This window comes from Escherichia sp. MAL-1 (assembly GCF_052948035.1).
This window is the reverse complement of the sequence record NZ_CM129609.1, coordinates 1,147,097-1,168,717: the sequence shown is the minus strand read 5'-3', so window position 1 is coordinate 1,168,717 and position 21,621 is coordinate 1,147,097. Positions and strand designations below refer to the sequence as shown.

Sequence of the window (21,621 nt, the reverse complement as noted above, 5' to 3'; positions counted from 1 at the left end):
CGCCGATACATTCACAAATCATGCCAGTTTTTAATTTACTGTTATTTAAGGAAATTAATTTCTGTAATGCAGGAAAAACGATGTCATCGACACTAGTGACGATGACATGTGATGACAATGTTTATCGCGAAGGAGCAATGAGTGAGTCGCGGCGGATCAGTTTTCCGCTGAAGGTTTTCGGCGGTGAGAAATCCCCGCCATCGAGCATAAAAATCAGCCGTCCAATAATTTCCTGAATCATCTCAGTCACCGGAATTTTTACGCTGGAGAGCGCCGGAACGGTGTAGGGGGCAATAGCGATATCATCGAATCCGATAACTGACACCTGCTCTGGCACCGCTACGCCGCGCTCGTGTAACGCTTTCATCGCACCTATCGCCATATCGTCGTTACTGGCAACTAACGCGCTAAATTTAGCCCCACGTTCGAGCAACATTTCTACCCCTTCGGCCCCGCTGGCAGGCGTCCATTTACCGTTAGCGATAAGTTTTTCATTGAGCGCAATACCATGCTGCGCCAGCGCGTCTTTATACCCGGCAAGACGTTCAATGCTGGTGGGGGAATCCATCGAGCCGGTAAGGAAAGCAATCTCCTGATGCCCGGCGTTTATCAACTCTGCCACGGCGTTAAAACTGGTCTGTTTATGATCGCACCAGACGCTATGGCTGCTGTTTTTGCGCAGGCGGCGATTAAGCACCATTATCGGCTGACTGTGCGCGTCAATGATGTCATCGATCTCATCCACGCTTAAAAAACGCGGGTAAATCATGATCGCGTCGCAGCGCAGATCCAGCAGATACTGAATCGCCTGGCGCTCTTCTTCTGCGCTGTGTTTACCATCTGCCAATAGCAACTGCCGCCCTTTCTCTTCCGCCATTCGCGCGGCATGAAAGAGTAATTCACTAAAATAAATGCCGTGGTAAAGCGTGTTGGTCACTACCAGCCCCAGCGTCTGAGTACTCTTCGCCGACAGATTGCGCGCCAGCAAGTTTGGACGGTAACCGCTCTCTTCTACCGCCTGAAACACGCGATCTTTAGTCTCCTGGCTGACGTAGCCATTACCTGAAAGCACGCGGGAAACGGTCGCTTTTGAAACCCCGGCGCGCTTCGCCACTTCCAGCATCGTCGTCATCATTTTCATCCCTTTACACGCAATCAACGCAGTGTACTGCACCGTTTGCCGATTGTCCTTGCACAATCGGCGGGAAAAATATTCAGGTGACCGGTTTCACAAATATAAAAAATGAACAATTCACTCTCTTGCTTATTTAGTGACAACTATTCATGATTTTGTGAAACCGGTTTCTTAATTCCGTTTCAGCATCGGCATTTTTCCGTCACGTCGACTGATAACAACTACATCTACCCTACTGATAACAGGATAAAATCCGATGGCCAAAAATTATGCGGCGCTGGCACGCTCGGTGATAGCGGCACTGGGCGGCGTTGATAACATCTCGGCGGTCACGCACTGTATGACGCGGTTGCGCTTTGTTATCAAAGATGATGCGCTTATCGACAGCCCGACGTTAAAAACCATCCCCGGCGTGCTCGGCGTGGTACGTAGTGACAACCAGTGTCAGGTGATTATCGGCAATACCGTTTCACAAGCCTTTCAGGAAGTCGTCAGCCTGCTGCCGGGAGATATGCAGCCCGCACAGCCCGTGGGTAAACCCAAACTCACGCTACGTCGCATTGGTGCGGGGATCCTCGATGCGCTGATCGGCACCATGTCACCGCTGATCCCGGCGATTATCGGCGGATCGATGGTCAAACTGCTGGCAATGATCCTCGAGATGAGCGGCGTGCTGACAAAAGGATCGCCGACCTTAACCATTCTGAATGTGATTGGTGACGGTGCTTTCTTCTTCCTGCCGCTGATGGTCGCGGCATCTGCCGCCATCAAATTTAAAACCAATATGTCGCTGGCGATTGCCATCGCGGGTGTGCTGGTACATCCGAGTTTTATTGAACTGATGGCGAAAGCGGCCCAGGGTGAACATGTCGAATTTGCCCTGATTCCGGTCACCGCGGTGAAATACACCTACACGGTGATCCCGGCGTTGGTGATGACCTGGTGCCTGTCATATATCGAACGCTGGGTGGACAGCATTACACCGGCGGTGACCAAAAACTTCCTCAAACCAATGCTGATTGTGTTGATTGCCGCACCGCTGGCAATCCTGCTGATTGGCCCGATTGGTATCTGGATCGGTAGCGCCATTTCGGCGCTGGTTTACACCATTCATGGTTATCTGGGCTGGCTTTCAGTCGCCATTATGGGCGCGCTGTGGCCTCTGCTGGTAATGACCGGGATGCACCGCGTCTTTACGCCAACCATCATTCAGACCATTGCCGAAACCGGCAAAGAAGGGATGGTCATGCCGTCAGAGATCGGCGCTAACCTGTCGCTGGGCGGTTCATCACTGGCGGTGGCGTGGAAAACGAAAAACCCGGAACTGCGCCAGACGGCGCTGGCTGCGGCGGCATCAGCCATTATGGCGGGGATTTCCGAACCGGCGTTATACGGCGTGGCGATCCGCCTGAAACGTCCGCTTATCGCCAGTCTTATCAGCGGTTTTATTTGCGGCGCGGTTGCCGGTATGGCGGGGCTTGCCAGCCACTCAATGGCAGCGCCGGGGCTATTTACCAGCGTGCAGTTCTTCGATCCGGCGAATCCAATGAGCATCGTCTGGGTGTTCGCGGTCATGGCGCTGGCGGTGGTGCTGTCGTTTATCCTCACACTATTGCTCGGCTTTGAGGATATTCCTGTTGAGGAAGCGGCTGCCGAGGCGCGAAAGCATCAGAGCGTACAACCGACCGTCGCCAAAGAAGTAAGTCTTAATTGAGGATGAAAATGTCAGTATTTCCAGAAGGTTTTTTATGGGGCGGCGCGCTTGCCGCCAACCAGTCTGAAGGTGCGTTCCGTGAAGGTGGCAAAGGACTGACAACGGTCGATATAATCCCACATGGCGAGCATCGAATGGCGGTGAAACTGGGGCTGGAAAAACGTTTTCAGTTGCGCGATGACGAGTTTTATCCCAGCCATGAGGCGACGGATTTTTATCATCGTTATAAAGAAGATATCGCCCTGATGGCAGAGATGGGATTCAAGGTTTTCCGTACCTCAATTGCCTGGAGCCGCCTCTTCCCGCAGGGCGATGAACTGACGCCCAACCAGCAGGGCATTGCTTTTTACCGTTCTGTCTTTGAAGAGTGCAAAAAGTACGGCATCGAACCGCTGGTCACGTTGTGCCACTTCGATGTGCCAATGCATCTGGTCACCGAATATGGCTCCTGGCGTAACCGCAAGCTGGTGGAGTTTTTCAGCCGCTACGCCCGGACCTGCTTTGAAGCATTTGATGGTCTGGTGAAATACTGGCTTACCTTCAATGAAATCAACATTATGTTGCATAGCCCGTTCTCCGGCGCGGGTCTGGTGTTTGAAGAAGGTGAAAATCAGGATCAGGTGAAATATCAGGCCGCGCATCACCAGCTGGTTGCCAGTGCGCTAGCCACCAAAATCGCCCATGAGGTTAACCCGCAAAATCAGGTGGGCTGTATGCTGGCGGGCGGTAACTTCTACCCTTACAGTTGCAAGCCGGAAGATGTCTGGGCGGCGCTGGAGAAAGACCGGGAAAACCTGTTTTTTATCGATGTGCAGGCGCGCGGCGCGTATCCGGCTTACTCTGCCCGCGTATTCCGCGAAAAAGGGGTAACCATCAACAAAGCATCGGGCGATGATGAAATCCTGAAAAACACCGTCGATTTTGTCTCTTTCAGCTATTACGCCTCGCGCTGCGCCTCGGCGGAGATGAACGCCAACAACAGCAGTGCGGCTAACGTAGTGAAATCGCTGCGTAACCCGTATCTGCAAGTGAGCGACTGGGGCTGGGGTATTGATCCACTCGGTCTGCGTATCACCATGAACATGATGTACGACCGTTATCAGAAGCCGCTGTTTCTGGTGGAAAACGGCCTCGGCGCAAAAGATGAACTTGCTGCCAATGGCGAGATTAACGATGACTATCGCATCAGCTATTTACGCGAACATATCCGCGCAATGGGCGAAGCGATTGCAGATGGCATTCCGCTGATGGGCTACACCACCTGGGGCTGTATTGATTTAGTCTCCGCCTCTACGGGTGAAATGAGCAAACGCTACGGTTTTGTCTTTGTTGACCGTGACGACGCAGGCAACGGCACGCTGACGCGCACGCGTAAGAAATCATTCTGGTGGTATAAAAAAGTGATTGCCAGTAACGGTGAAGATTTAGAGTAAGCAACAGTGCCGGATGCGGCGTGAACGCCTTATCCGGCCTACGTGTCGCACGAACCAGGAAAGCCCGATAAGCGCAGTGCATCGGGCAATTTAGCATTTGGCATCAGAGCTGGTTCACCCCATCAAGAACATCCCTGTCCTGATTCCTTATTGAAAAACTACTCTTCTTCCACCGCTAACTGCGCGAAGCCGCCGTTCCCTTCCCAGCCTTCCAGTCGTTGATAAACGGTTTCTACCGCATCTTTAATCGGCTGGGTCATCGGGTAGTAAAAGCCGACGATATCCGGCTGGATGCCGAGGAAAATCACTTCGCCAATATCTTCTTTCAACTGATCGATAAGGTAGTTCAACGGCATGTTATGGGTAGTCATCATAAACATCTCGGCGATGTCATCCGGGTCGATGATGCGGATCTCGCCGGGGTTTAGCCCCATATCCGTGGCGTCGACAATCAGCAGTCGTGTCGGGCGCAGTTCACGGATAGCGACGATGTCGTTTTCCGGTGCGCTACCGCCGTCAATCACCACCCAGTTGCCTTTCGGCGCGGCGGCGCACTTTTCCGCCAGCAGCGGACCTGCGCCATCATCGCCCATCATGCTATTGCCAACACAGAGTAAAACGTCAGTCACGCAATCTCCTCACCATCAAATAGATGGCGTTTTCCTGATGAATATCATGCAACATACTTAACAGCATTCTACTCCATTCTTTCTGCTGCGAAGTTTGCGCTGCCCGGGCTTTATCGAATGCGTTGGCCAGCATCGGCACATGGTTAATGTCGATGACGATTTCACCATACTTCGGCACGCCTTCCATTTTGCGGCGGGCTTCACTGCCCGCCTCCAGAGTGGCAATCCATGCCAGATATTCATCCCACGGACAGGTGAGCGCCGCTTCCAGGCAATCGATAACCCCAAGGTGGTGACCAATCGCCAGGCTGTAATAGACCACCTGCTGCGCCTCGGCGGGCGTGGCATCGTTCTCATCAATAAATTTACGGCTCAGTTGACTGAACACCACCTTTTCACTCATCGGATACGCGCCTCTTCAACAACATGATTCAGATGGCTGACAATCTCGTTCAGACGCGGATCGTTTTCCGCTTCCAGCCAGCGTGCAACCTGTTCTTCGCCCTGCCCTAACTGTGTAAGGTAATCATCGGCAATCTGACGACCGTAACGATAACCCGCCAGGCGACGTGCTTCGCGATCCACTTTCACGCGCAGCGGCTGCACCATATCGCCATGCAGGATCTCCGCCGGTTGTTCATCCAGTTCACCCGGCCCACGGGCGTGAATTTTCTGCTCCAGCAGGCCGAGCGCCATTGCAAAGCCGTACAGCGTGGCGGCAGGCGTTGGCGGGCAGCCAGGGATATAAACATCCACAGGGACAATTTTATCCGTACCGCCCCACACGCAGTAGAGATCGTGGAAGATCCCGCCGCTGTTACCGCAGGCACCGTAGGAGATACAGATTTTCGGGTCCGGCGCGGACTGCCACGCACGCAGCGCAGGGGATCGCATTGCACGGGTGACCGCGCCGGTAAACAGTAAAATATCCGCATGACGCGGTGAAGGAACGACTTTAATGCCGAAGCGTTCTGCATCAAACAGCGGCGAAAGCGTGGCGAAAATTTCGATTTCGCAGCCGTTGCAGCCGCCGCAGTCCACGCGGTAAACATAGGCAGAACGTTTGATTTTTTTCAGTAACGACGCCTTCATACTGGCGATGGATTCATCCACCGTCATCGGGACCGGAATGCCGTTGGCGTCACGGGGGCCTAATAAATTGCTCATCAGATGGCCTCTTTCATATGGCGAGTCAGTTCAATACGGTCGGACGGCACCAGGCATTTCTGGCGCTTACATTCCGGGCAAGTCTCAAAGCTTTCGCGGTGGTTTTCCGCGCGGCTGTCGCCGTTGTGCTTAAGCAGCGCAATGGCGTAGTCGATCTCTTTCTGAACGGCGAAAGGACGATTGCAGACGCGGCAGTTACACAGCGCGAAGCGGGACTGTTGCAGGAAGTCTTCTTTCTTCCACACCGCCAGTTCGTACTCTTGCGACAGTTTGATCGCCGCCGTCGGGCAAACTTCTTCGCAGCGTCCACAGAAGATGCAGCGCCCGAGATTAAACTCCCACGCCAGCTCACCGGTGGCGAGGTCAGTTTCAACCGTTAAGGCGTTTGACGGGCAGGCATTGACGCAGGCCGCACAGCCGATGCACTGCTGCGGGTTCTGCTCCGGCTTACCACGGAAGTTTTTATCAACCGCAATCGGCTCCAGCGGATAAGACGAGGTCGCCGTGCCGGTTTTGATGACTTTTTTGATAAAGGTAAACATGGCGATTCCTTATTTCAGCGGCGAGTTTTTACGCTCAATGCTGTAACGCTCGAGTTCTTTGTACGGCACCACTTTGCTCTTTTTCTTACGCACATCGACCACGGTCATGCGGTCGGTACAGGAGTAGCAAGGGTCCAGGCTACCGATAATCAGCGGCGCATCGGAAACGGTGTTACCGCGCAGCATGTAGCGCAGGGTCGGCCAGTTCGCGTAGGTCGCGGCACGGCAGCGCCAGCGGTACAGCTTCTGGTTGTCGCCGGTCATGCTCCAGTGGATATCGTCGCCGCGCGGCGCTTCGGCAAAGCCCAGCGCGAAACGGTGCGGAATGTAGGTAAAGCCTTCCACCATCAGCGGACCGCCCGGCAGGTTATCCAGACCGTAGTCGATCATGTTCAGCGCGGTATAAACTTCGTTGATACGCACTTTCAGACGGGAAATAACGTCGCAGCCCTGCTCGCTGTGGACTTCCATTGGCAGCAGGCCATAACCGACAAACGGGTGATCGGCGCGAGTATCGCGGGCGTGACCGCTGGCACGGACCATCGGGCCGACGTTACTGAAGTCGCGAGCGATTTCCGGGTCCAGACGACCAATGCCGACAGTGCGCTGTTCCATGTTCGGAGTGCTCAGCAGCACATCCACCAGCTCCTGCACTTCACGACGCATCTGTTGTGCCAGCTGGCGGGTCTGGATCATGTCGTCTTTCAGCAGATCGCGACGAATCCCGCCGATCAAGTTCAGGCCGTAGGTTTTACGCGCACCGGTAAGGATCTCTGCCATTTTCATGGAGGTTTCACGCACGCGGAAGAACTGCATAAAGCCGGAGTCGAAGCCGGTAAAGTGACAGGCCAGGCCAAGGTTGAGCAGATGCGAGTGCAGGCGTTCCACCTCCAGCAGAATGGCGCGGATCATCTGCGCACGTTCTGGCACCTGAATACCCATCGCGTTTTCTACCGACGTGGTGTAGGCGGTGCTGTGGGCAAAGCCGCAGATCCCGCACACACGGTCAGAGAGGAAGGTCACTTCGTTGTAACCCATACGGGTTTCCGCCAGTTTTTCCATGCCGCGATGAACGTAGAACAGACGGTAGTCGGCGTCGATAATGTTTTCGCCATCGACGAACAGACGGAAGTGGCCCGGTTCGTCAGAAGTGACGTGCAGCGGACCAATCGGCACGACGTTGTTTTTCTTGTCGCCCAGTTCGTTGATGAACTCGTAGGTTTCAGCATCGGTGGTCGGTGCCGGACGCTGACGATAATCCATGCTGTCTTTGCGCAGCGGATAAAGTTCATCCGGCCAGTCATCCGGCAGCACCAGACGACGTTCATCCGGCAGACCAACCGGAATCAAACCGTACATATCGCGCACTTCACGCTCGCCCCACACCGCAGCCGGAACGCGCGGCGTCACGGAAGGATACTCCGGTTTGTTGGCGTCAACTTCGACACGAACCGTTACCCAACACTTGGTGCCCTTCTCCATCGACAGCACGTAATAAACGGCGTAATGACCATTCAGTTTGCGTTCGTCGTTACCAAAAAGCACCGACAGCCAGCCCCCCTGCTTATAGTAGAGAAACTCCACCACTTCCGGCAGATAGTTCACCTTTACGGTGACAGTCAGCTGATCTTTGGTCTGCCAGGCGTGGTCCAGCACGACGCCCGGAAATGCCTCATTCAGCGCGGCGAGATAATGTTGACCTAATTTTTCTTCAGACATGCTCAAACTCTCTTTAATCACGCCGCCAGCAAGGAGACGAACGCTAAAAATGCAAAGCCAAACCCAGCCCAGGTAATGCGCGGAGTAATATCAAGACGCAGACGGGCCATGCTGTTTTCGAACAGCGCGATAACCAGGACGCCGACCACCAGTTTGACGATGGCAATCACCAGCGCCAGCAGCAGCCCACCGGCGGTGAAGGTTTCCATCTGTCCCCACGGGATAAATACGCCGACGAACATCTGCAGCACCACCAGCTGTTTCAGGCTGATACCCCATTTCATGACGCCAAAGCCGCTGCCGCTGTATTCAGAGAGCGGGCCTTCCTGCAGCTCCTGCTCGGCTTCCGCTAGGTCGAACGGCAGTTTGCCCATTTCGATAAAGGTGGCGAACGCACAGGCACAAAGCGCCAGTACCAGCGGGATGCTCTGGCTCAGCGGCCAGTGATAAACGGTGTCGGTGATGTTGCTGATGTTGGTGGAACCGGCAACCTGTGCGGCAACCCACAGACCAAGCAGCAGCATCGGTTCGACCAGCACGCCAAGCATCGCTTCACGGCTCGCGCCGATAGCGGTAAACGGGCTACCGGTATCCAGACCAGAAATGGCAAAGAAGAAACGCGCGATGGCAAAGAGATACAGTAAGGTGATTAAATCACCCAGTTGCGGCAGCGGAGAACCGACGGTCACCACCGGCAGCGCAGTAGCGATAGTCAGCATGACGCCCACCATCACATACGGCGTCAGGCGGAACACCCAGCCGGAGGCATCCGGGCCAACGCTCTGGCGGCCCAGCAGTTTGAAAATGTCACGATACTCCTGCAACACACCCGGCCCACGACGGTTATGCAGACGGGCGCGCGCCACGCGGGTAATACCGGAGAGCAGCGGCGCAACGGCAAATAACACCAGCGCCTGAATTAACGGATATAAAACACTCATTCTCAGGCTCCTCGTGAAACAATAATCACCACCAGTACCGCCAGTTCAACCAGCGCCATCCGGCGGAACAGCAACGCACTACCTTCGCACTGCCAGCCCGGCACCAGCGACACCGGATTCAGCCATTTGCGCAGTTTCAGCACTGGCGCAAACGCCTGTTTCACCGGCATGGCAAAACCGTGAGCGGTAATCACCATTGATTTTTCATGGTCGTAGCCGCACACCCAGGCCGCACCGCGGGAACGTGACGGCAGGCGGTCGCCTTTGCAAATCGCCATAATGATGAATGGCAGCAGCGGGCAGGCAATCAGCAGCAATGTGATCATTGGTTGAGAAACGGTGGTGTTAGCAGGCTCCAGAGGCAGAGGTACAGCAGCAGAGAGCATCGGCAGCAGCCACGGCGCAGCAACACCGCCAATTACGCAGCAAATCGCCAGTGCCACTACGCTTACGCTCATCAGGAGCGGCGCACAGGTGGCGTTTTCGGCTTCTTTGGTACGCGGCGCGCCGAGGAACGTGACGCCATAGACTTTCGCCATACACATCACCGCCAGCGCACCGGTAATTGCCAGACCCACAGCGAGCAGCGGCCCCAGCAGACGGGCAACAAACGCGCCGCTATTGCTCAGTTTGAAGAAGGATTGATAGATAACCCATTCCCCGGCAAACCCGTTCAGTGGCGGCAGCGCAGCCATTGCCATCAACCCGACTAACATGGCGATGGAGATAACCGGCATTTTCTTGCCAATACCACCGAGTTTTTCGATATCGCGATGACCGGTACGGAACCAGACGCTCCCCGCCCCGAGGAACAGTACGCTTTTGAACAGGCTATGGTTAAGCAGATGGTACAGACCACCGACCAGGCCAAGAGCAATCAGTGCCGGTTGTTCGAGCGCGATACCCGTTACGCCAGCGCCCAGCCCCAGCAGGATAATGCCGATATTTTCCAGGGTGTGGTAAGCCAGCAGGCGCTGGATGTTGTGCTCCATCAGCGCATACAGACCACCGACAAACGCGGTGATCATGCCGAGCACCAGCAGCGCGATCCCCCACCACAGCGGTGCATTACCGCCAAGCAGTGACAGGGTTAACATGCCCAGCAGGCCAATTTTCATGACTACCGTAGAAAACAACGCGGCAGCTGGCGCAGAGGCGTTAGCATGTGCCTGCGGCACCCAGCCGTGCAGCGGAATAATCCCGGCCAGCAGGCCAAAGCCAATCACACCGAGCAGCCAGATATCGGAACCGAGCGGCAGCTGTTGCATACGCATATCCAGCAGGCGCAGATCCAGCGTGCCATAACGCTGCCACAGCAGCCAGCAAGCAATCACCAGCAGCAGAGTGCCAAGACGCCCCAGCGCAAACCACAGTTTGCCCTCTTTGCTGTTGCTGGTGAGGAACACCGCACACAAGGCCATGACTTCGGCCATTACCACGAACATGCCGAGGTTGCTGGCGATGACGGCGCAGACGGCGGCAGCCATCAACATATTGATCTGCAAGCCGTTGCACTTCACCTGCGCGTGGCGATGCCAGTCAATGTTGTAGAGGCTGACAAACAGACCGCACAGACCGAGCGTAATCAGCCAAATCGCGTTAAGCGGAGAGATTTGCACATCGTAGCTTACCAGCGACAGCGCACCGCTCACGCCAACCGCGCCAGTCAGTACAGTGAAGCCCGCGGCTGCCGTATACAGACTACCAACCGCGCCGCCAATTCCGGCTATCCAGCCACTTAACGCTTTTTGAAAAGAAAAGAGAAATGCCAGAACAGCGGCGGCGACAAACCACGCCACGCCGCTATTGATCAGGGAAATTGCGCTCATTTAGCCTCTCCACTTTGAGCCTGCTGAAACAAGGTGAGATCGCCAAAGTCCGTGTTAAAAGTCAGCTCACGCTTACGTTTGCTGACGCGGGCGATATCGGTGTTATCCACCAGATGCAGGGCTTTAGTCGGGCACATCCGCACGCAGGCCGGACCTTGTTCATCAAAGCTACAAAGGTCACATTTGACGGCGATCGCGCGAATACCTGGCACCCAGTCAAGCAATGTGCTGACACGCGCCGGAGCAGGCGGTGCCGGTGGCGCTTTCGGGGTATTGGCGTTTGCCGGAATATCCAGCGGACGGCTGCCGGAAAATTCAATTGCGCCAAACGGGCAGGCGATGCCGCACAGTTTGCAGCTTACGCACAGGCTTTCATTCAACTGCACGGCCCCATCAACGCGGGTGATGGCGTTAACCGGGCAGACCACCGCGCAGGGTGCATCTTCACAGTGGTGACAGAGCTGCGGCGCAGATTCTTTTTCATTCAGCATCACTCTCAGGCGCGGCATTGATTGCAGGCCGTGCTGGCGATGCGTCTCTGAACAGGCGGCCTCACAAGTGTGGCAGCCGATACAGAGCGTGGAGTCAGCAATTACAAAACGATTCACCAGGCATTCCTCAGGTGATTGTCATTTTTGACGAAAACATGCCGATGAAATGTCATTTTCGACACTCATCGACACGCCCATCCCCAAACAGGCGTAACGCCTGCAAAACGGGCAAAGCCTCAGCTCATGCTGCCGGGCTTTGTCCCTTTACCAGTTGGCTTAAATTCACCGGCACATTGTTTTCAATGGCGGTGTATAAGCTGTCGTAAACGCCAGCGATTTTTTCGAGATAGTGTTCCAGAACCTGTTCGCGATCGCGGATGTTGACCTTGCCATCAATCATGCCGTCAATGCTCAGTTGCGCCTGCGCAATCCGCTGTTTGTCTTCGCCATCTTTTGTTTCGACGTAATACTCGATGGTGTGGCTGTTAAAGCCATCCGCCAGGGTGACGTAAATGCGAAAATGTTCAAAAAGGACGAAACAGAGTTCTTTGTCCGGCGCGCAGCTCATGGCGTGATGCAGGCGCGCTTTCGATAACGTGATCCCCTGAACCAGCGAATTGCAGTAGATGTGCCACTGGTCCTGTAGGCGACGATGCCGCTGTGCGATGTAATCGGCTTTCTCGCTTATTTCCCAAATAGTCATTGTCAGGTTACCCGTTTAACAGAGATGCCAGCTTTAAGCATTTTTTGTGCCAACTTTTAATTTATTGTTATTAAAGAGATTTTTAAGCTAAAGATGAATTTCGTCGCCGTGTCGACGTGTCATTTCGACATCATCGACATTATTCACCGCAGGGATAATCAACACTGGCACAATTATTGCTTGTAGCTGGCAATAGTTAATGGGAGGCGATATGCACGAAATAACCCTCTGCCAACGGGCACTGGAATTGATCGAACAGCAGGCCGCAAAACACGGCGCAAAACGCGTAACTGGGGTCTGGCTCAAAATTGGCGCATTTTCTTGTGTCGAAACCAGCTCTCTTGCCTTTTGTTTTGATCTGGTTTGCCGCGGCAGCGTGGCGGAAGGTTGTAAACTGCACCTCGAAGAACAAGAGGCCGAATGCTGGTGTGAAACATGCCAACAGTATGTGACGCTACTGACCCAGCGCGTCCGCCGCTGTCCACAGTGTCATGGTGACATGCTGCAGATTGTGGCAGACGACGGTTTACAGATTCGGCGGATAGAAATAGACCAGGAGTGAGCGATGTGTACAACATGCGGTTGCGGTGAAGGCAACCTGTATATCGAGGGTGATGAACATAACCCTCATTCCGCGTTTCGTAGCGCGCCATTTGCCCCGGCGGCACGCCCGAAGATGAAAATCACCGGCATTAAAGCGCCTGAATTTACCCCCAGCCAGACTGAAGAAGGCGACCTGCATTACGGTCATGGCGAAGCGGGCACTCACGCACCGGGCATGAGCCAGCGTCGGATGCTGGAAGTCGAAATTGACGTGCTGGACAAAAATAACCGTCTGGCTGAACGCAACCGCGCGCGCTTTGCTGCCCGCAAGCAACTGGTGCTCAACCTGGTTTCCAGCCCTGGTTCCGGTAAAACCACCCTGCTGACGGAAACCCTAATGCGCCTGAAAGACAGCGTTCCGTGCGCAGTTATTGAAGGCGACCAGCAAACCGTGAACGATGCCGCACGCATTCGCGCTACCGGCACACCAGCGATTCAGGTGAACACCGGTAAAGGCTGCCATCTTGACGCACAGATGATTGCCGACGCCGCACCGCGTCTGCCACTGGACGATAACGGTATTCTGTTTATCGAAAACGTTGGCAACCTCGTATGCCCGGCCAGCTTCGATCTCGGTGAAAAACACAAAGTGGCGGTGCTTTCCGTTACCGAAGGTGAAGACAAACCGCTGAAATATCCGCATATGTTTGCCGCCGCCTCGCTGATGCTGCTCAACAAAGTTGACCTGTTGCCGTATCTCAACTTTGACGTTGAAAAGTGCATCGCCTGCGCCCGCGAAATCAATCCAGAAATTGAAATCATCCTTATTTCCGCCACCAGCGGCGAAGGGATGGACCAGTGGCTGAACTGGCTGGAGACACAGCGATGTGCATAGGCGTTCCCGGCCAGATCCGCACCATTGACGGCAACCAGGCGAAAGTCGACGTCTGCGGCATTCAGCGCGATGTCGATTTAACGTTAGTCGGCAGCTGCGATGAAAACGGTCAGCCGCGCGTGGGCCAGTGGGTACTGGTACACGTTGGCTTTGCCATGAGCGTAATTAATGAAGCCGAAGCACGCGACACTCTCGACGCCTTACAAAACATGTTTGACGTTGAGCCGGATGTCGGCGCGCTGTTGTATGGCGAGGAAAAATAATGCGTTTTGTTGATGAATATCGCGCGCCGGAACAGGTGATGCAGTTAATTGAGCATCTGCGCGAACGTGCTTCACATCTCTCTTACACCGCCGAACGCCCTCTGCGGATTATGGAAGTGTGTGGCGGTCATACCCACGCTATCTTTAAATTCGGCCTCGACCAGTTACTGCCGGAAAACGTTGAGTTTATCCACGGTCCGGGGTGCCCGGTGTGCGTACTGCCGATGGGTAGAATCGACACCTGCGTGGAGATTGCCAGCCATCCGGAAGTCATCTTCTGTACCTTTGGCGACGCCATGCGCGTGCCGGGGAAACAGGGATCGCTGTTGCAGGCAAAAGCACGCGGTGCCGATGTGCGCATCGTTTACTCGCCGATGGATGCGTTGAAACTGGCGCAGGAGAATCCAACCCGCAAAGTGGTGTTCTTCGGCTTAGGTTTTGAAACCACTATGCCGACCACCGCTATCACTCTGCAACAGGCGAAAGCGCGTGATGTGCAGAATTTTTACTTCTTCTGCCAGCACATTACGCTTATCCCGACGCTGCGCAGTTTGCTGGAACAGCCGGATAACGGTATCGACGCGTTCCTCGCGCCGGGCCACGTTAGTATGGTTATCGGCACTGATGCCTATAATTTTATCGCCAGCGATTTTCATCGTCCGCTGGTGGTCGCTGGTTTCGAACCCCTTGATCTACTGCAAGGCGTGGTGATGCTGGTGGAGCAGAAAATAGCGGCCCACAGCAAGGTAGAGAATCAGTATCGTCGAGTGGTACCGGATGCCGGTAACCTGCTGGCGCAACAAGCGATTGCCGATGTGTTCTGTGTCAACGGCGACAGCGAATGGCGCGGCTTAGGCGTGATTGAATCTTCTGGCGTGCACCTGACGCCGGATTATCAACGATTCGATGCCGAAGCACATTTCCGCCCGGCACCGCAGCAGGTCTGCGATGACCCGCGCGCGCGTTGTGGTGAGGTATTAACGGGCAAATGTAAGCCGCATCAATGCCCGCTGTTTGGTAACACCTGTAATCCTCAAACCGCGTTTGGTGCGCTGATGGTTTCCTCCGAAGGAGCGTGCGCCGCGTGGTATCAGTATCGTCAGCAGGAGAGTGAAGCGTGAATAATATCCAACTCGCCCACGGTAGCGGCGGCCAGGCGATGCAGCAATTAATCAACAGCCTGTTTATGGAAGCCTTTGCCAACCCGTGGCTGGCAGAGCAGGAAGATCAGGCACGTCTTGATCTGGCGCAGCTGGTAGCGGAAGGCGACCGTCTGGCGTTCTCCACCGACAGTTACGTTATTGACCCGCTGTTCTTCCCTGGCGGTAATATCGGCAAGCTGGCGATTTGCGGCACAGCCAATGACGTTGCGGTCAGTGGCGCTATTCCGCGCTATCTCTCCTGTGGCTTTATCCTCGAAGAAGGATTGCCGATGGAGACACTGAAAGCCGTAGTGACCAGCATGGCAGAAACCGCCCGCGCGGCAGGCATTGCCATCGTTACTGGCGATACTAAAGTGGTGCAGCGCGGCGCGGTAGATAAACTGTTTATCAACACCGCTGGCATGGGCGCAATTCCGGCGAATATTCACTGGGGCGCACAGACGCTAACCGCAGGCGATGTATTGCTGGTGAGCGGTACACTCGGCGACCACGGGGCGACTATCCTTAACCTGCGTGAGCAGCTGGGGCTGGATGGCGAACTGGTCAGCGACTGCGCGGTGCTGACGCCGCTTATTCAGACGCTGCGTGACATTCCCGGCGTGAAAGCGCTGCGTGATGCCACCCGTGGTGGTGTAAACGCGGTGGTTCATGAGTTCGCGGCAGCCTGCGGTTGTGGTATTGAACTTTCAGAAGCGGCACTGCCTGTTAAACCTGCCGTGCGTGGCGTTTGCGAATTGCTGGGACTGGACGCCCTGAACTTTGCCAACGAAGGCAAACTAGTAATAGCTGTTGAACGCAACGCGGCAGAGCAAGTGCTGGCAGCGTTACATTCCCATCCACTGGGGAAAGACGCGGCGCTGATTGGTGAAGTGGTGGAACGTAAAGGTGTTCGTCTTGCCGGTCTGTATGGCGTGAAACGAACCCTCGATTTACCACACGCCGAACCGCTTCCGCGTATATGCTAATAAAATTCTAAATCTCCTATAGTTAGTCAATGACCTTTTGCACCGCTTTGCGGTGCTTTCCTGGAAGAACAAAATGTCATATACACCGATGAGTGATCTCGGACAACAAGGGTTGTTCGACATCACTCGGACACTATTGCAGCAGCCCGATCTGGCCTCGCTGTGTGAGGCTCTTTCGCAACTGGTAAAGCGTTCTGCGCTCGCCGACAACGCGGCTATTGTGTTGTGGCAAGCGCAGACTCAACGTGCGTCTTATTACGCGTCGCGTGAAAAAGACACCCCCATTAAATATGAAGACGAAACTGTTCTGGCACACGGTCCGGTACGCAGCATTTTGTCGCGCCCTGATACGCTGCATTGCAGTTACGAAGAATTTTGTGAAACCTGGCCGCAGCTGGACGCAGGTGGGCTATACCCAAAATTTGGTCACTATTGCCTGATGCCACTGGCGGCGGAAGGGCATATTTTTGGTGGCTGTGAATTTATTCGTTATGACGATCGCCCCTGGAGCGAAAAAGAGTTCAATCGTCTGCAAACATTTACGCAGATCGTTTCTGTCGTCACCGAACAAATCCAGAGCCGCGTCGTTAACAATGTCGACTATGAGTTGTTATGCCGGGAACGCGATAACTTCCGCATCCTGGTCGCCATCACCAACGCGGTGCTTTCCCGCCTGGATATGGACGAACTGGTCAGCGAAGTCGCCAAAGAAATCCATTACTATTTCGACATTGACGATATCAGTATCGTCTTACGCAGCCACCGTAAAAACAAACTCAACATCTACTCCACTCACTATCTTGATAAACAGCATCCCGCCCACGAACAGAGCGAAGTCGATGAAGCCGGAACCCTCACCGAACGCGTGTTCAAAAGTAAAGAGATGCTGCTGATCAATCTCCACGAGCGGGACGATTTAGCCCCCTATGAACGCATGTTGTTCGACACCTGGGGCAACCAGATTCAAACCTTGTGCCTGTTACCGCTGATGTCTGGCGACACCATGCTGGGCGTGCTGAAACTGGCGCAATGCGAAGAGAAAGTGTTTACCACTACCAATCTGAATTTACTGCGCCAGATTGCCGAACGTGTGGCAATCGCTGTCGATAACGCCCTCGCCTATCAGGAAATCCATCGTCTGAAAGAACGGCTGGTTGATGAAAACCTCGCCCTGACCGAGCAGCTCAACAATGTTGATAGTGAATTTGGCGAGATTATTGGCCGCAGCGAAGCCATGTACAGTGTGCTTAAACAAGTTGAAATGGTGGCGCAAAGTGACAGTACCGTGCTGATCCTCGGTGAAACTGGCACGGGTAAAGAGCTGATTGCCCGTGCGATCCATAATCTCAGTGGGCGTAATAATCGCCGCATGGTCAAAATGAACTGCGCGGCGATGCCTGCCGGATTGCTGGAAAGCGATCTGTTTGGTCATGAGCGTGGGGCTTTTACCGGTGCCAGCGCCCAGCGTATCGGTCGTTTTGAACTGGCGGATAAAAGCTCCCTGTTCCTCGACGAAGTGGGCGATATGCCACTGGAGTTACAGCCGAAGTTGCTGCGTGTATTGCAGGAACAGGAGTTTGAACGTCTCGGCAGCAACAAAATCATTCAGACGGACGTGCGTCTAATCGCCGCGACTAACCGCGATCTGAAAAAAATGGTCGCCGACCGTGAGTTCCGTAGCGATCTCTATTACCGCCTGAACGTATTCCCGATTCACCTGCCGCCACTACGCGAGCGTCCGGAAGATATTCCGCTGCTGGCGAAAGCCTTTACCTTCAAAATTGCCCGTCGTCTGGGGCGCAATATCGACAGCATTCCTGCCGAGACGCTGCGCACCTTGAGCAACATGGAGTGGCCGGGTAACGTACGCGAACTGGAAAACGTCATTGAGCGCGCGGTATTGCTAACACGCGGTAACGTGCTGCAGCTGTCATTGCCAGATATTGTTTTACCGGAACCTGAAACGCCGCCTGCCGCAACGGTTGTCGCCCTGGAGGGCGAAGATGAATATCAGTTGATTGTGCGCGTGCTGAAAGAAACCAACGGCGTGGTTGCCGGGCCTAAAGGCGCTGCGCAACGTCTGGGGCTGAAACGCACGACCCTGCTGTCACGGATGAAGCGGCTGGGAATTGATAAATCGGCATTGATTTAACTGCAAATTGCCGGACAGATCTGCCTGTCCGGCATACTATTCATGAGGTTTTTTCGGACGATATTTTTCCGGCAGTTCTGGCACCGGACGCTTGTCATCGATGAGATGACGCACGGTTAAGATCGGATGACGCCACAGCATTCTCGGCCCGGCCCAACGCATAATCTGTTTCATCTCTTCACGCTTTGCAGGCTGGTAACAGTGCACCGGACACTGCTTACAGGCTGGTTTCTCTTCGCCGAACACACATTTATCCAGCCGCTTTTGCGCGTAAACAAACAACGCCTCGTAATGCTCCGGCTCCGCTGACGCCTGCGGGCATTTCGCTTGATAAAGATCGATCATTTTTTTAATCGTCAGTTTTTCACGAGAGATACGCTTGCCGGACATGCTGCCTCCACCTCATTAAGATGTATTTATATTACATCTTAATCTTAAAGGGCACTATGACTCCAAAGAAGAAGGGTTAGCCAACCGATACAATTTTGCGTACTTGCTTCATAAGCATCACGCAAAAGCTGCAAAACAGCATCTTTCCCGGAACCAGCATCAAGAACTCGCCGTTCGCTTCTTCCCCTGAAATGATTAACTCCGGTATCATGTGCGCCTTATGTGATTACAACGAAAATAAAAACCATCACACCCCATTTAATATCAGGGAACCGGACATAACCCCATGAGTGCAATAGAAAATTTCGACGCCCATACGCCCATGATGCAGCAGTATCTCAGGCTGAAAGCCCAGCATCCCGAGATCCTGCTGTTTTACCGGATGGGTGATTTTTATGAACTGTTTTATGACGACGCAAAACGCGCGTCGCAACTGCTGGATATTTCACTGACCAAACGCGGTGCTTCGGCGGGAGAGCCGATCCCGATGGCGGGGATTCCCTACCATGCGGTGGAAAACTATCTCGCCAAACTGGTGAATCAGGGAGAGTCCGTTGCCATCTGCGAACAAATTGGCGATCCGGCGACCAGCAAAGGTCCGGTTGAGCGCAAAGTTGTGCGTATCGTTACGCCAGGCACCATCAGCGATGAAGCCCTGTTGCAGGAGCGTCAGGACAACCTGCTGGCGGCTATCTGGCAGGACAGCAAAGGTTTCGGCTACGCGACGCTGGATATCAGTTCCGGGCGTTTTCGCCTGAGCGAACCGGCTGACCGCGAAACGATGGCGGCAGAACTGCAACGCACTAATCCTGCGGAACTGCTGTATGCAGAAGATTTTGCTGAAATGTCGTTAATTGAAGGCCGTCGCGGCCTGCGCCGTCGCCCGCTGTGGGAGTTTGAAATCGACACCGCGCGCCAGCAGTTGAATCTGCAATTTGGGACCCGCGATCTGGTCGGTTTTGGCGTCGAGAACGCGCCGCGCGGACTTTGTGCTGCCGGTTGTCTGTTGCAGTATGCGAAAGATACCCAACGTACGACTCTGCCGCATATTCGTTCCATCACCATGGAACGTGAGCAGGACAGCATCATTATGGATGCCGCGACGCGTCGTAATCTGGAAATCACCCAGAACCTGGCGGGTGGTGCGGAAAATACGCTGGCTTCTGTGCTCGACTGCACCGTCACGCCGATGGGCAGCCGTATGCTGAAACGCTGGCTGCATATGCCAGTGCGCGATACCCGCGTGTTGCTTGAGCGCCAGCAAACTATTGGCGCATTGCAGGATTTCACCGCCGGGCTACAGCCGGTACTGCGTCAGGTCGGCGACCTGGAACGTATTCTGGCACGTCTGGCTTTACGAACTGCTCGCCCACGCGATCTGGCCCGTATGCGCCACGCTTTCCAGCAACTGCCGGAGCTGCGTGCGCAGTTAGAAACTGTCGATAGTGCACCGGTACAGGCGCTACGTGAGAAGATGGGCGAGTTTGCCGAGCTGCGCGATCTGCTGGAGCGAGCAATCATCGACACACCGCCGGTGCTGGTACGCGACGGTGGTGTTATCGCATCGGGCTATAACGAAGAGCTGGATGAGTGGCGCGCGCTGGCTGACGGCGCGACCGATTATCTGGAGCGTCTGGAAGTCCGCGAGCGTGAACGTACCGGCCTGGACACGCTGAAAGTTGGCTTTAATGCGGTGCACGGCTACTACATTCAAATCAGCCGTGGGCAAAGCCATCTGGCACCCATCAACTACATGCGTCGCCAGACGCTGAAAAACGCCGAGCGCTACATCATTCCAGAGCTAAAAGAGTACGAAGATAAAGTTCTCACCTCAAAAGGCAAAGCACTGGCACTGGAAAAACAGCTTTATGAAGAGCTGTTCGACCTGCTGTTGCCGCATCTGGAAGCGTTGCAACAGAGCGCGAGCGCGCTGGCGGAACTCGACGTGCTGGTTAACCTGGCGGAACGGGCCTATACCCTGAACTACACCTGCCCGACCTTCATTGATAAACCGGGCATTCGCATTACCGAAGGTCGCCATCCGGTAGTTGAACAAGTACTGAATGAGCCATTTATCGCCAACCCGCTGAATCTGTCGCCGCAGCGCCGCATGTTGATCATCACCGGTCCGAACATGGGCGGTAAAAGTACCTATATGCGCCAGACCGCACTGATTGCGCTGATGGCCTACATCGGCAGCTATGTACCGGCACAAAAAGTCGAGATTGGACCTATCGATCGCATCTTTACCCGCGTAGGCGCGGCAGATGACCTGGCGTCCGGGCGCTCAACCTTTATGGTGGAGATGACCGAAACCGCCAATATTTTACATAACGCCACCGAGTACAGTCTGGTATTGATGGATGAGATCGGGCGTGGAACGTCCACTTACGATGGTCTGTCGCTGGCGTGGGCGTGCGCAGAAAATCTGGCGAATAAGATTAAGGCATTGACGCTGTTTGCTACCCACTATTTCGAGCTGACCCAGTTACCGGAGAAAATGGAAGGCGTCGCTAACGTGCATCTCGATGCACTGGAGCACGGCGACACCATTGCCTTTATGCACAGCGTGCAGGATGGCGCGGCGAGCAAAAGCTACGGCCTGGCGGTTGCAGCTCTGGCAGGCGTGCCAAAAGAGGTTATTAAGCGCGCACGGCAAAAGCTGCGTGAGCTGGAAAGCATTTCGCCGAACGCCGCCGCTACGCAAGTGGATGGTACGCAAATGTCTTTGCTGTCAGTACCAGAAGAAACTTCGCCTGCGGTCGAAGCTCTGGAAAATCTTGATCCGGATTCACTCACCCCGCGTCAGGCGCTGGAGTGGATTTATCGCTTGAAGAGCCTGGTGTAATAACAATTCCCGATAGTCTTTTGCTATCGGGAATATTAACGACAACTGACGAATAAAATAAAAACACCCTGTATAATAGGAAAGCTTATTTTACAGGGT

Annotated in this window: 21 protein-coding genes; 9 read left to right on the top strand and 12 right to left on the bottom strand. The window is 54.5% G+C overall.

The features are described from left to right. Window positions 1–121 precede the first annotated feature (121 nt). Window positions 122–1,132, bottom strand: coding sequence for a DNA-binding transcriptional regulator AscG (ascG, locus tag ACU8XX_RS05695; RefSeq protein WP_001394680.1), 1,011 nt, complete (start codon window positions 1,130–1,132; stop codon window positions 122–124). A gap of 259 nt (window positions 1,133–1,391) precedes the next feature. On the opposite strand from ascG, the gene ascF reads away from it, so the two are divergent. Together ascF and ascB are read left to right on the top strand one after the other, a co-directional pair. After that, entirely contained in the window at window positions 1,392–2,849 is a 1,458-nt protein-coding gene (gene ascF, locus ACU8XX_RS05690) for a PTS cellobiose/arbutin/salicin transporter subunit IIBC (RefSeq protein ID WP_001107827.1), read from the top strand. A gap of 8 nt (window positions 2,850–2,857) precedes the next feature. Further along, window positions 2,858–4,282 (top strand): 6-phospho-beta-glucosidase AscB, encoded by a 1,425-nt coding sequence (gene ascB, locus ACU8XX_RS05685; protein ID WP_016242340.1) that lies wholly within the window; start codon window positions 2,858–2,860, stop codon window positions 4,280–4,282. Window positions 4,283–4,440: 158 nt separating this feature from the next. Here the strand turns inward: ascB and hycI are convergent, their stop codons facing one another. The 9 genes from hycI to hycA all read right to left on the bottom strand — a co-directional run bounded on the left by hycI (window position 4,441) and on the right by hycA (window position 12,303). Further along, a complete protein-coding gene (gene hycI, locus ACU8XX_RS05680; protein WP_000132961.1) occupies window positions 4,441–4,911 on the bottom strand; it encodes a hydrogenase maturation peptidase HycI in 471 nt (156 codons plus the stop codon). Continuing rightward, window positions 4,904–5,314 (bottom strand): formate hydrogenlyase assembly protein HycH, encoded by a 411-nt coding sequence (gene hycH, locus ACU8XX_RS05675; protein ID WP_016242341.1) that lies wholly within the window; start codon window positions 5,312–5,314, stop codon window positions 4,904–4,906. Before hycH ends, hycI begins: the two co-directional genes overlap by 8 nt. Then, a complete protein-coding gene (gene hycG, locus ACU8XX_RS05670; RefSeq protein WP_000067392.1) occupies window positions 5,311–6,078 on the bottom strand; it encodes a formate hydrogenlyase subunit HycG in 768 nt (255 codons plus the stop codon). Before hycG ends, hycH begins: the two co-directional genes overlap by 4 nt. Next, window positions 6,078–6,620, bottom strand: coding sequence for a formate hydrogenlyase subunit HycF (gene hycF / locus ACU8XX_RS05665; protein ID WP_000493785.1), 543 nt, complete (start codon window positions 6,618–6,620; stop codon window positions 6,078–6,080). Before hycF ends, hycG begins: the two co-directional genes overlap by 1 nt. Window positions 6,621–6,629: 9 nt before the next feature. Next, the gene (gene hycE / locus ACU8XX_RS05660) at window positions 6,630–8,339 is read right to left on the bottom strand and encodes a formate hydrogenlyase subunit HycE (protein ID WP_001288134.1); all 1,710 of its coding nucleotides are present in this window, start codon (window positions 8,337–8,339) and stop codon (window positions 6,630–6,632) included. 17 nt (window positions 8,340–8,356) lie between these two features. After that, window positions 8,357–9,280 carry a formate hydrogenlyase subunit HycD gene (gene hycD, locus ACU8XX_RS05655; RefSeq protein WP_000115199.1) on the bottom strand — a complete coding sequence of 308 codons (924 nt, stop codon included), beginning with the start codon at window positions 9,278–9,280 and terminating at the stop codon, window positions 8,357–8,359. A 2-nt stretch (window positions 9,281–9,282) separates the two neighbouring features. Then, on the bottom strand, window positions 9,283–11,109 hold the full coding sequence (gene hycC / locus ACU8XX_RS05650) for a formate hydrogenlyase subunit 3 (protein ID WP_001274418.1): 1,827 nt from the start codon (window positions 11,107–11,109) through the stop codon (window positions 9,283–9,285). Further along, the gene (hycB, locus tag ACU8XX_RS05645; RefSeq protein ID WP_001079186.1) at window positions 11,106–11,717 is read right to left on the bottom strand and encodes a formate hydrogenlyase subunit HycB; all 612 of its coding nucleotides are present in this window, start codon (window positions 11,715–11,717) and stop codon (window positions 11,106–11,108) included. The genes hycC and hycB overlap by 4 nt, the downstream gene beginning before the upstream one ends. Window positions 11,718–11,841: 124 nt before the next feature. Next, window positions 11,842–12,303, bottom strand: a complete 462-nt coding sequence (gene hycA / locus ACU8XX_RS05640; RefSeq protein ID WP_000158056.1) for a formate hydrogenlyase regulator HycA — start codon at window positions 12,301–12,303, stop codon at window positions 11,842–11,844. Window positions 12,304–12,514: 211 nt separating this feature from the next. Here hycA and hypA point away from each other — a divergent pair, with 211 nt between their 5' ends. The 6 genes from hypA to flhA all read left to right on the top strand — a co-directional run bounded on the left by hypA (window position 12,515) and on the right by flhA (window position 18,284). Then, window positions 12,515–12,865: a hydrogenase maturation nickel metallochaperone HypA gene (gene hypA / locus ACU8XX_RS05635; protein WP_001299100.1), complete on the top strand. Its 351-nt coding sequence runs from the start codon at window positions 12,515–12,517 to the stop codon at window positions 12,863–12,865. A 3-nt stretch (window positions 12,866–12,868) separates the two neighbouring features. Continuing rightward, the gene (gene hypB, locus ACU8XX_RS05630) at window positions 12,869–13,741 is read left to right on the top strand and encodes a hydrogenase nickel incorporation protein HypB (protein ID WP_060618018.1); all 873 of its coding nucleotides are present in this window, start codon (window positions 12,869–12,871) and stop codon (window positions 13,739–13,741) included. Then, window positions 13,732–14,004, top strand: a complete 273-nt coding sequence (gene hypC, locus ACU8XX_RS05625) for a hydrogenase 3 maturation protein HypC (RefSeq protein WP_000334881.1) — start codon at window positions 13,732–13,734, stop codon at window positions 14,002–14,004. The genes hypB and hypC overlap by 10 nt, the downstream gene beginning before the upstream one ends. After that, a complete protein-coding gene (gene hypD, locus ACU8XX_RS05620) occupies window positions 14,004–15,125 on the top strand; it encodes a hydrogenase formation protein HypD (RefSeq protein ID WP_001212982.1) in 1,122 nt (373 codons plus the stop codon). Before hypC ends, hypD begins: the two co-directional genes overlap by 1 nt. Continuing rightward, window positions 15,122–16,132: a hydrogenase maturation carbamoyl dehydratase HypE gene (gene hypE / locus ACU8XX_RS05615; RefSeq protein ID WP_001059922.1), complete on the top strand. Its 1,011-nt coding sequence runs from the start codon at window positions 15,122–15,124 to the stop codon at window positions 16,130–16,132. The genes hypD and hypE overlap by 4 nt, the downstream gene beginning before the upstream one ends. A 73-nt stretch (window positions 16,133–16,205) precedes the next feature. Next, entirely contained in the window at window positions 16,206–18,284 is a 2,079-nt protein-coding gene (gene flhA / locus ACU8XX_RS05610) for a formate hydrogenlyase transcriptional activator FlhA (RefSeq protein ID WP_001301332.1), read from the top strand. Window positions 18,285–18,320: 36 nt separating this feature from the next. Here flhA and ACU8XX_RS05605 read toward each other — a convergent pair whose 3' ends face one another. Next, window positions 18,321–18,674 (bottom strand): nitrous oxide-stimulated promoter family protein, encoded by a 354-nt coding sequence (locus ACU8XX_RS05605; protein WP_000015497.1) that lies wholly within the window; start codon window positions 18,672–18,674, stop codon window positions 18,321–18,323. A gap of 76 nt (window positions 18,675–18,750) precedes the next feature. Further along, on the bottom strand, window positions 18,751–18,885 hold the full coding sequence (locus tag ACU8XX_RS05600) for a hypothetical protein (RefSeq protein WP_000611932.1): 135 nt from the start codon (window positions 18,883–18,885) through the stop codon (window positions 18,751–18,753). 75 nt (window positions 18,886–18,960) lie between these two features. Between ACU8XX_RS05600 and mutS the strand changes: the two genes are divergently transcribed. Further along, window positions 18,961–21,522, top strand: a complete 2,562-nt coding sequence (gene mutS, locus ACU8XX_RS05595; RefSeq protein ID WP_001272928.1) for a DNA mismatch repair protein MutS — start codon at window positions 18,961–18,963, stop codon at window positions 21,520–21,522. Window positions 21,523–21,621 lie beyond the last annotated feature (99 nt).

Excerpts from the sequence above, each read along its gene's own strand:
- ascG (WP_001394680.1), bottom strand. The coding sequence starts at position 1,132 with ATGACGACGATGCTGGAAGTGGCGAAGCGCGCCGGGGTTTCAAAAGCG.
- ascF (WP_001107827.1), top strand. The coding sequence starts at position 1,392 with ATGGCCAAAAATTATGCGGCGCTGGCACGCTCGGTGATAGCGGCACTG.
- ascB (WP_016242340.1), top strand. The coding sequence starts at position 2,858 with ATGTCAGTATTTCCAGAAGGTTTTTTATGGGGCGGCGCGCTTGCCGCC.
- hycH (WP_016242341.1), bottom strand. The coding sequence starts at position 5,314 with ATGAGTGAAAAGGTGGTGTTCAGTCAACTGAGCCGTAAATTTATTGAT.
- hycG (WP_000067392.1), bottom strand. The coding sequence starts at position 6,078 with ATGAGCAATTTATTAGGCCCCCGTGACGCCAACGGCATTCCGGTCCCG.
- hycF (WP_000493785.1), bottom strand. The coding sequence starts at position 6,620 with ATGTTTACCTTTATCAAAAAAGTCATCAAAACCGGCACGGCGACCTCG.
- hycE (WP_001288134.1), bottom strand. The coding sequence starts at position 8,339 with ATGTCTGAAGAAAAATTAGGTCAACATTATCTCGCCGCGCTGAATGAG.
- hycD (WP_000115199.1), bottom strand. The coding sequence starts at position 9,280 with ATGAGTGTTTTATATCCGTTAATTCAGGCGCTGGTGTTATTTGCCGTT.
- hycC (WP_001274418.1), bottom strand. The coding sequence starts at position 11,109 with ATGAGCGCAATTTCCCTGATCAATAGCGGCGTGGCGTGGTTTGTCGCC.
- hycA (WP_000158056.1), bottom strand. The coding sequence starts at position 12,303 with ATGACTATTTGGGAAATAAGCGAGAAAGCCGATTACATCGCACAGCGG.
- hypA (WP_001299100.1), top strand. The coding sequence starts at position 12,515 with ATGCACGAAATAACCCTCTGCCAACGGGCACTGGAATTGATCGAACAG.
- hypB (WP_060618018.1), top strand. The coding sequence starts at position 12,869 with ATGTGTACAACATGCGGTTGCGGTGAAGGCAACCTGTATATCGAGGGT.
- hypC (WP_000334881.1), top strand. The coding sequence starts at position 13,732 with ATGTGCATAGGCGTTCCCGGCCAGATCCGCACCATTGACGGCAACCAG.
- hypD (WP_001212982.1), top strand. The coding sequence starts at position 14,004 with ATGCGTTTTGTTGATGAATATCGCGCGCCGGAACAGGTGATGCAGTTA.
- flhA (WP_001301332.1), top strand. The coding sequence starts at position 16,206 with ATGTCATATACACCGATGAGTGATCTCGGACAACAAGGGTTGTTCGAC.
- ACU8XX_RS05605 (WP_000015497.1), bottom strand. The coding sequence starts at position 18,674 with ATGTCCGGCAAGCGTATCTCTCGTGAAAAACTGACGATTAAAAAAATG.
- ACU8XX_RS05600 (WP_000611932.1), bottom strand. The coding sequence starts at position 18,885 with ATGATACCGGAGTTAATCATTTCAGGGGAAGAAGCGAACGGCGAGTTC.
- mutS (WP_001272928.1), top strand. The coding sequence starts at position 18,961 with ATGAGTGCAATAGAAAATTTCGACGCCCATACGCCCATGATGCAGCAG.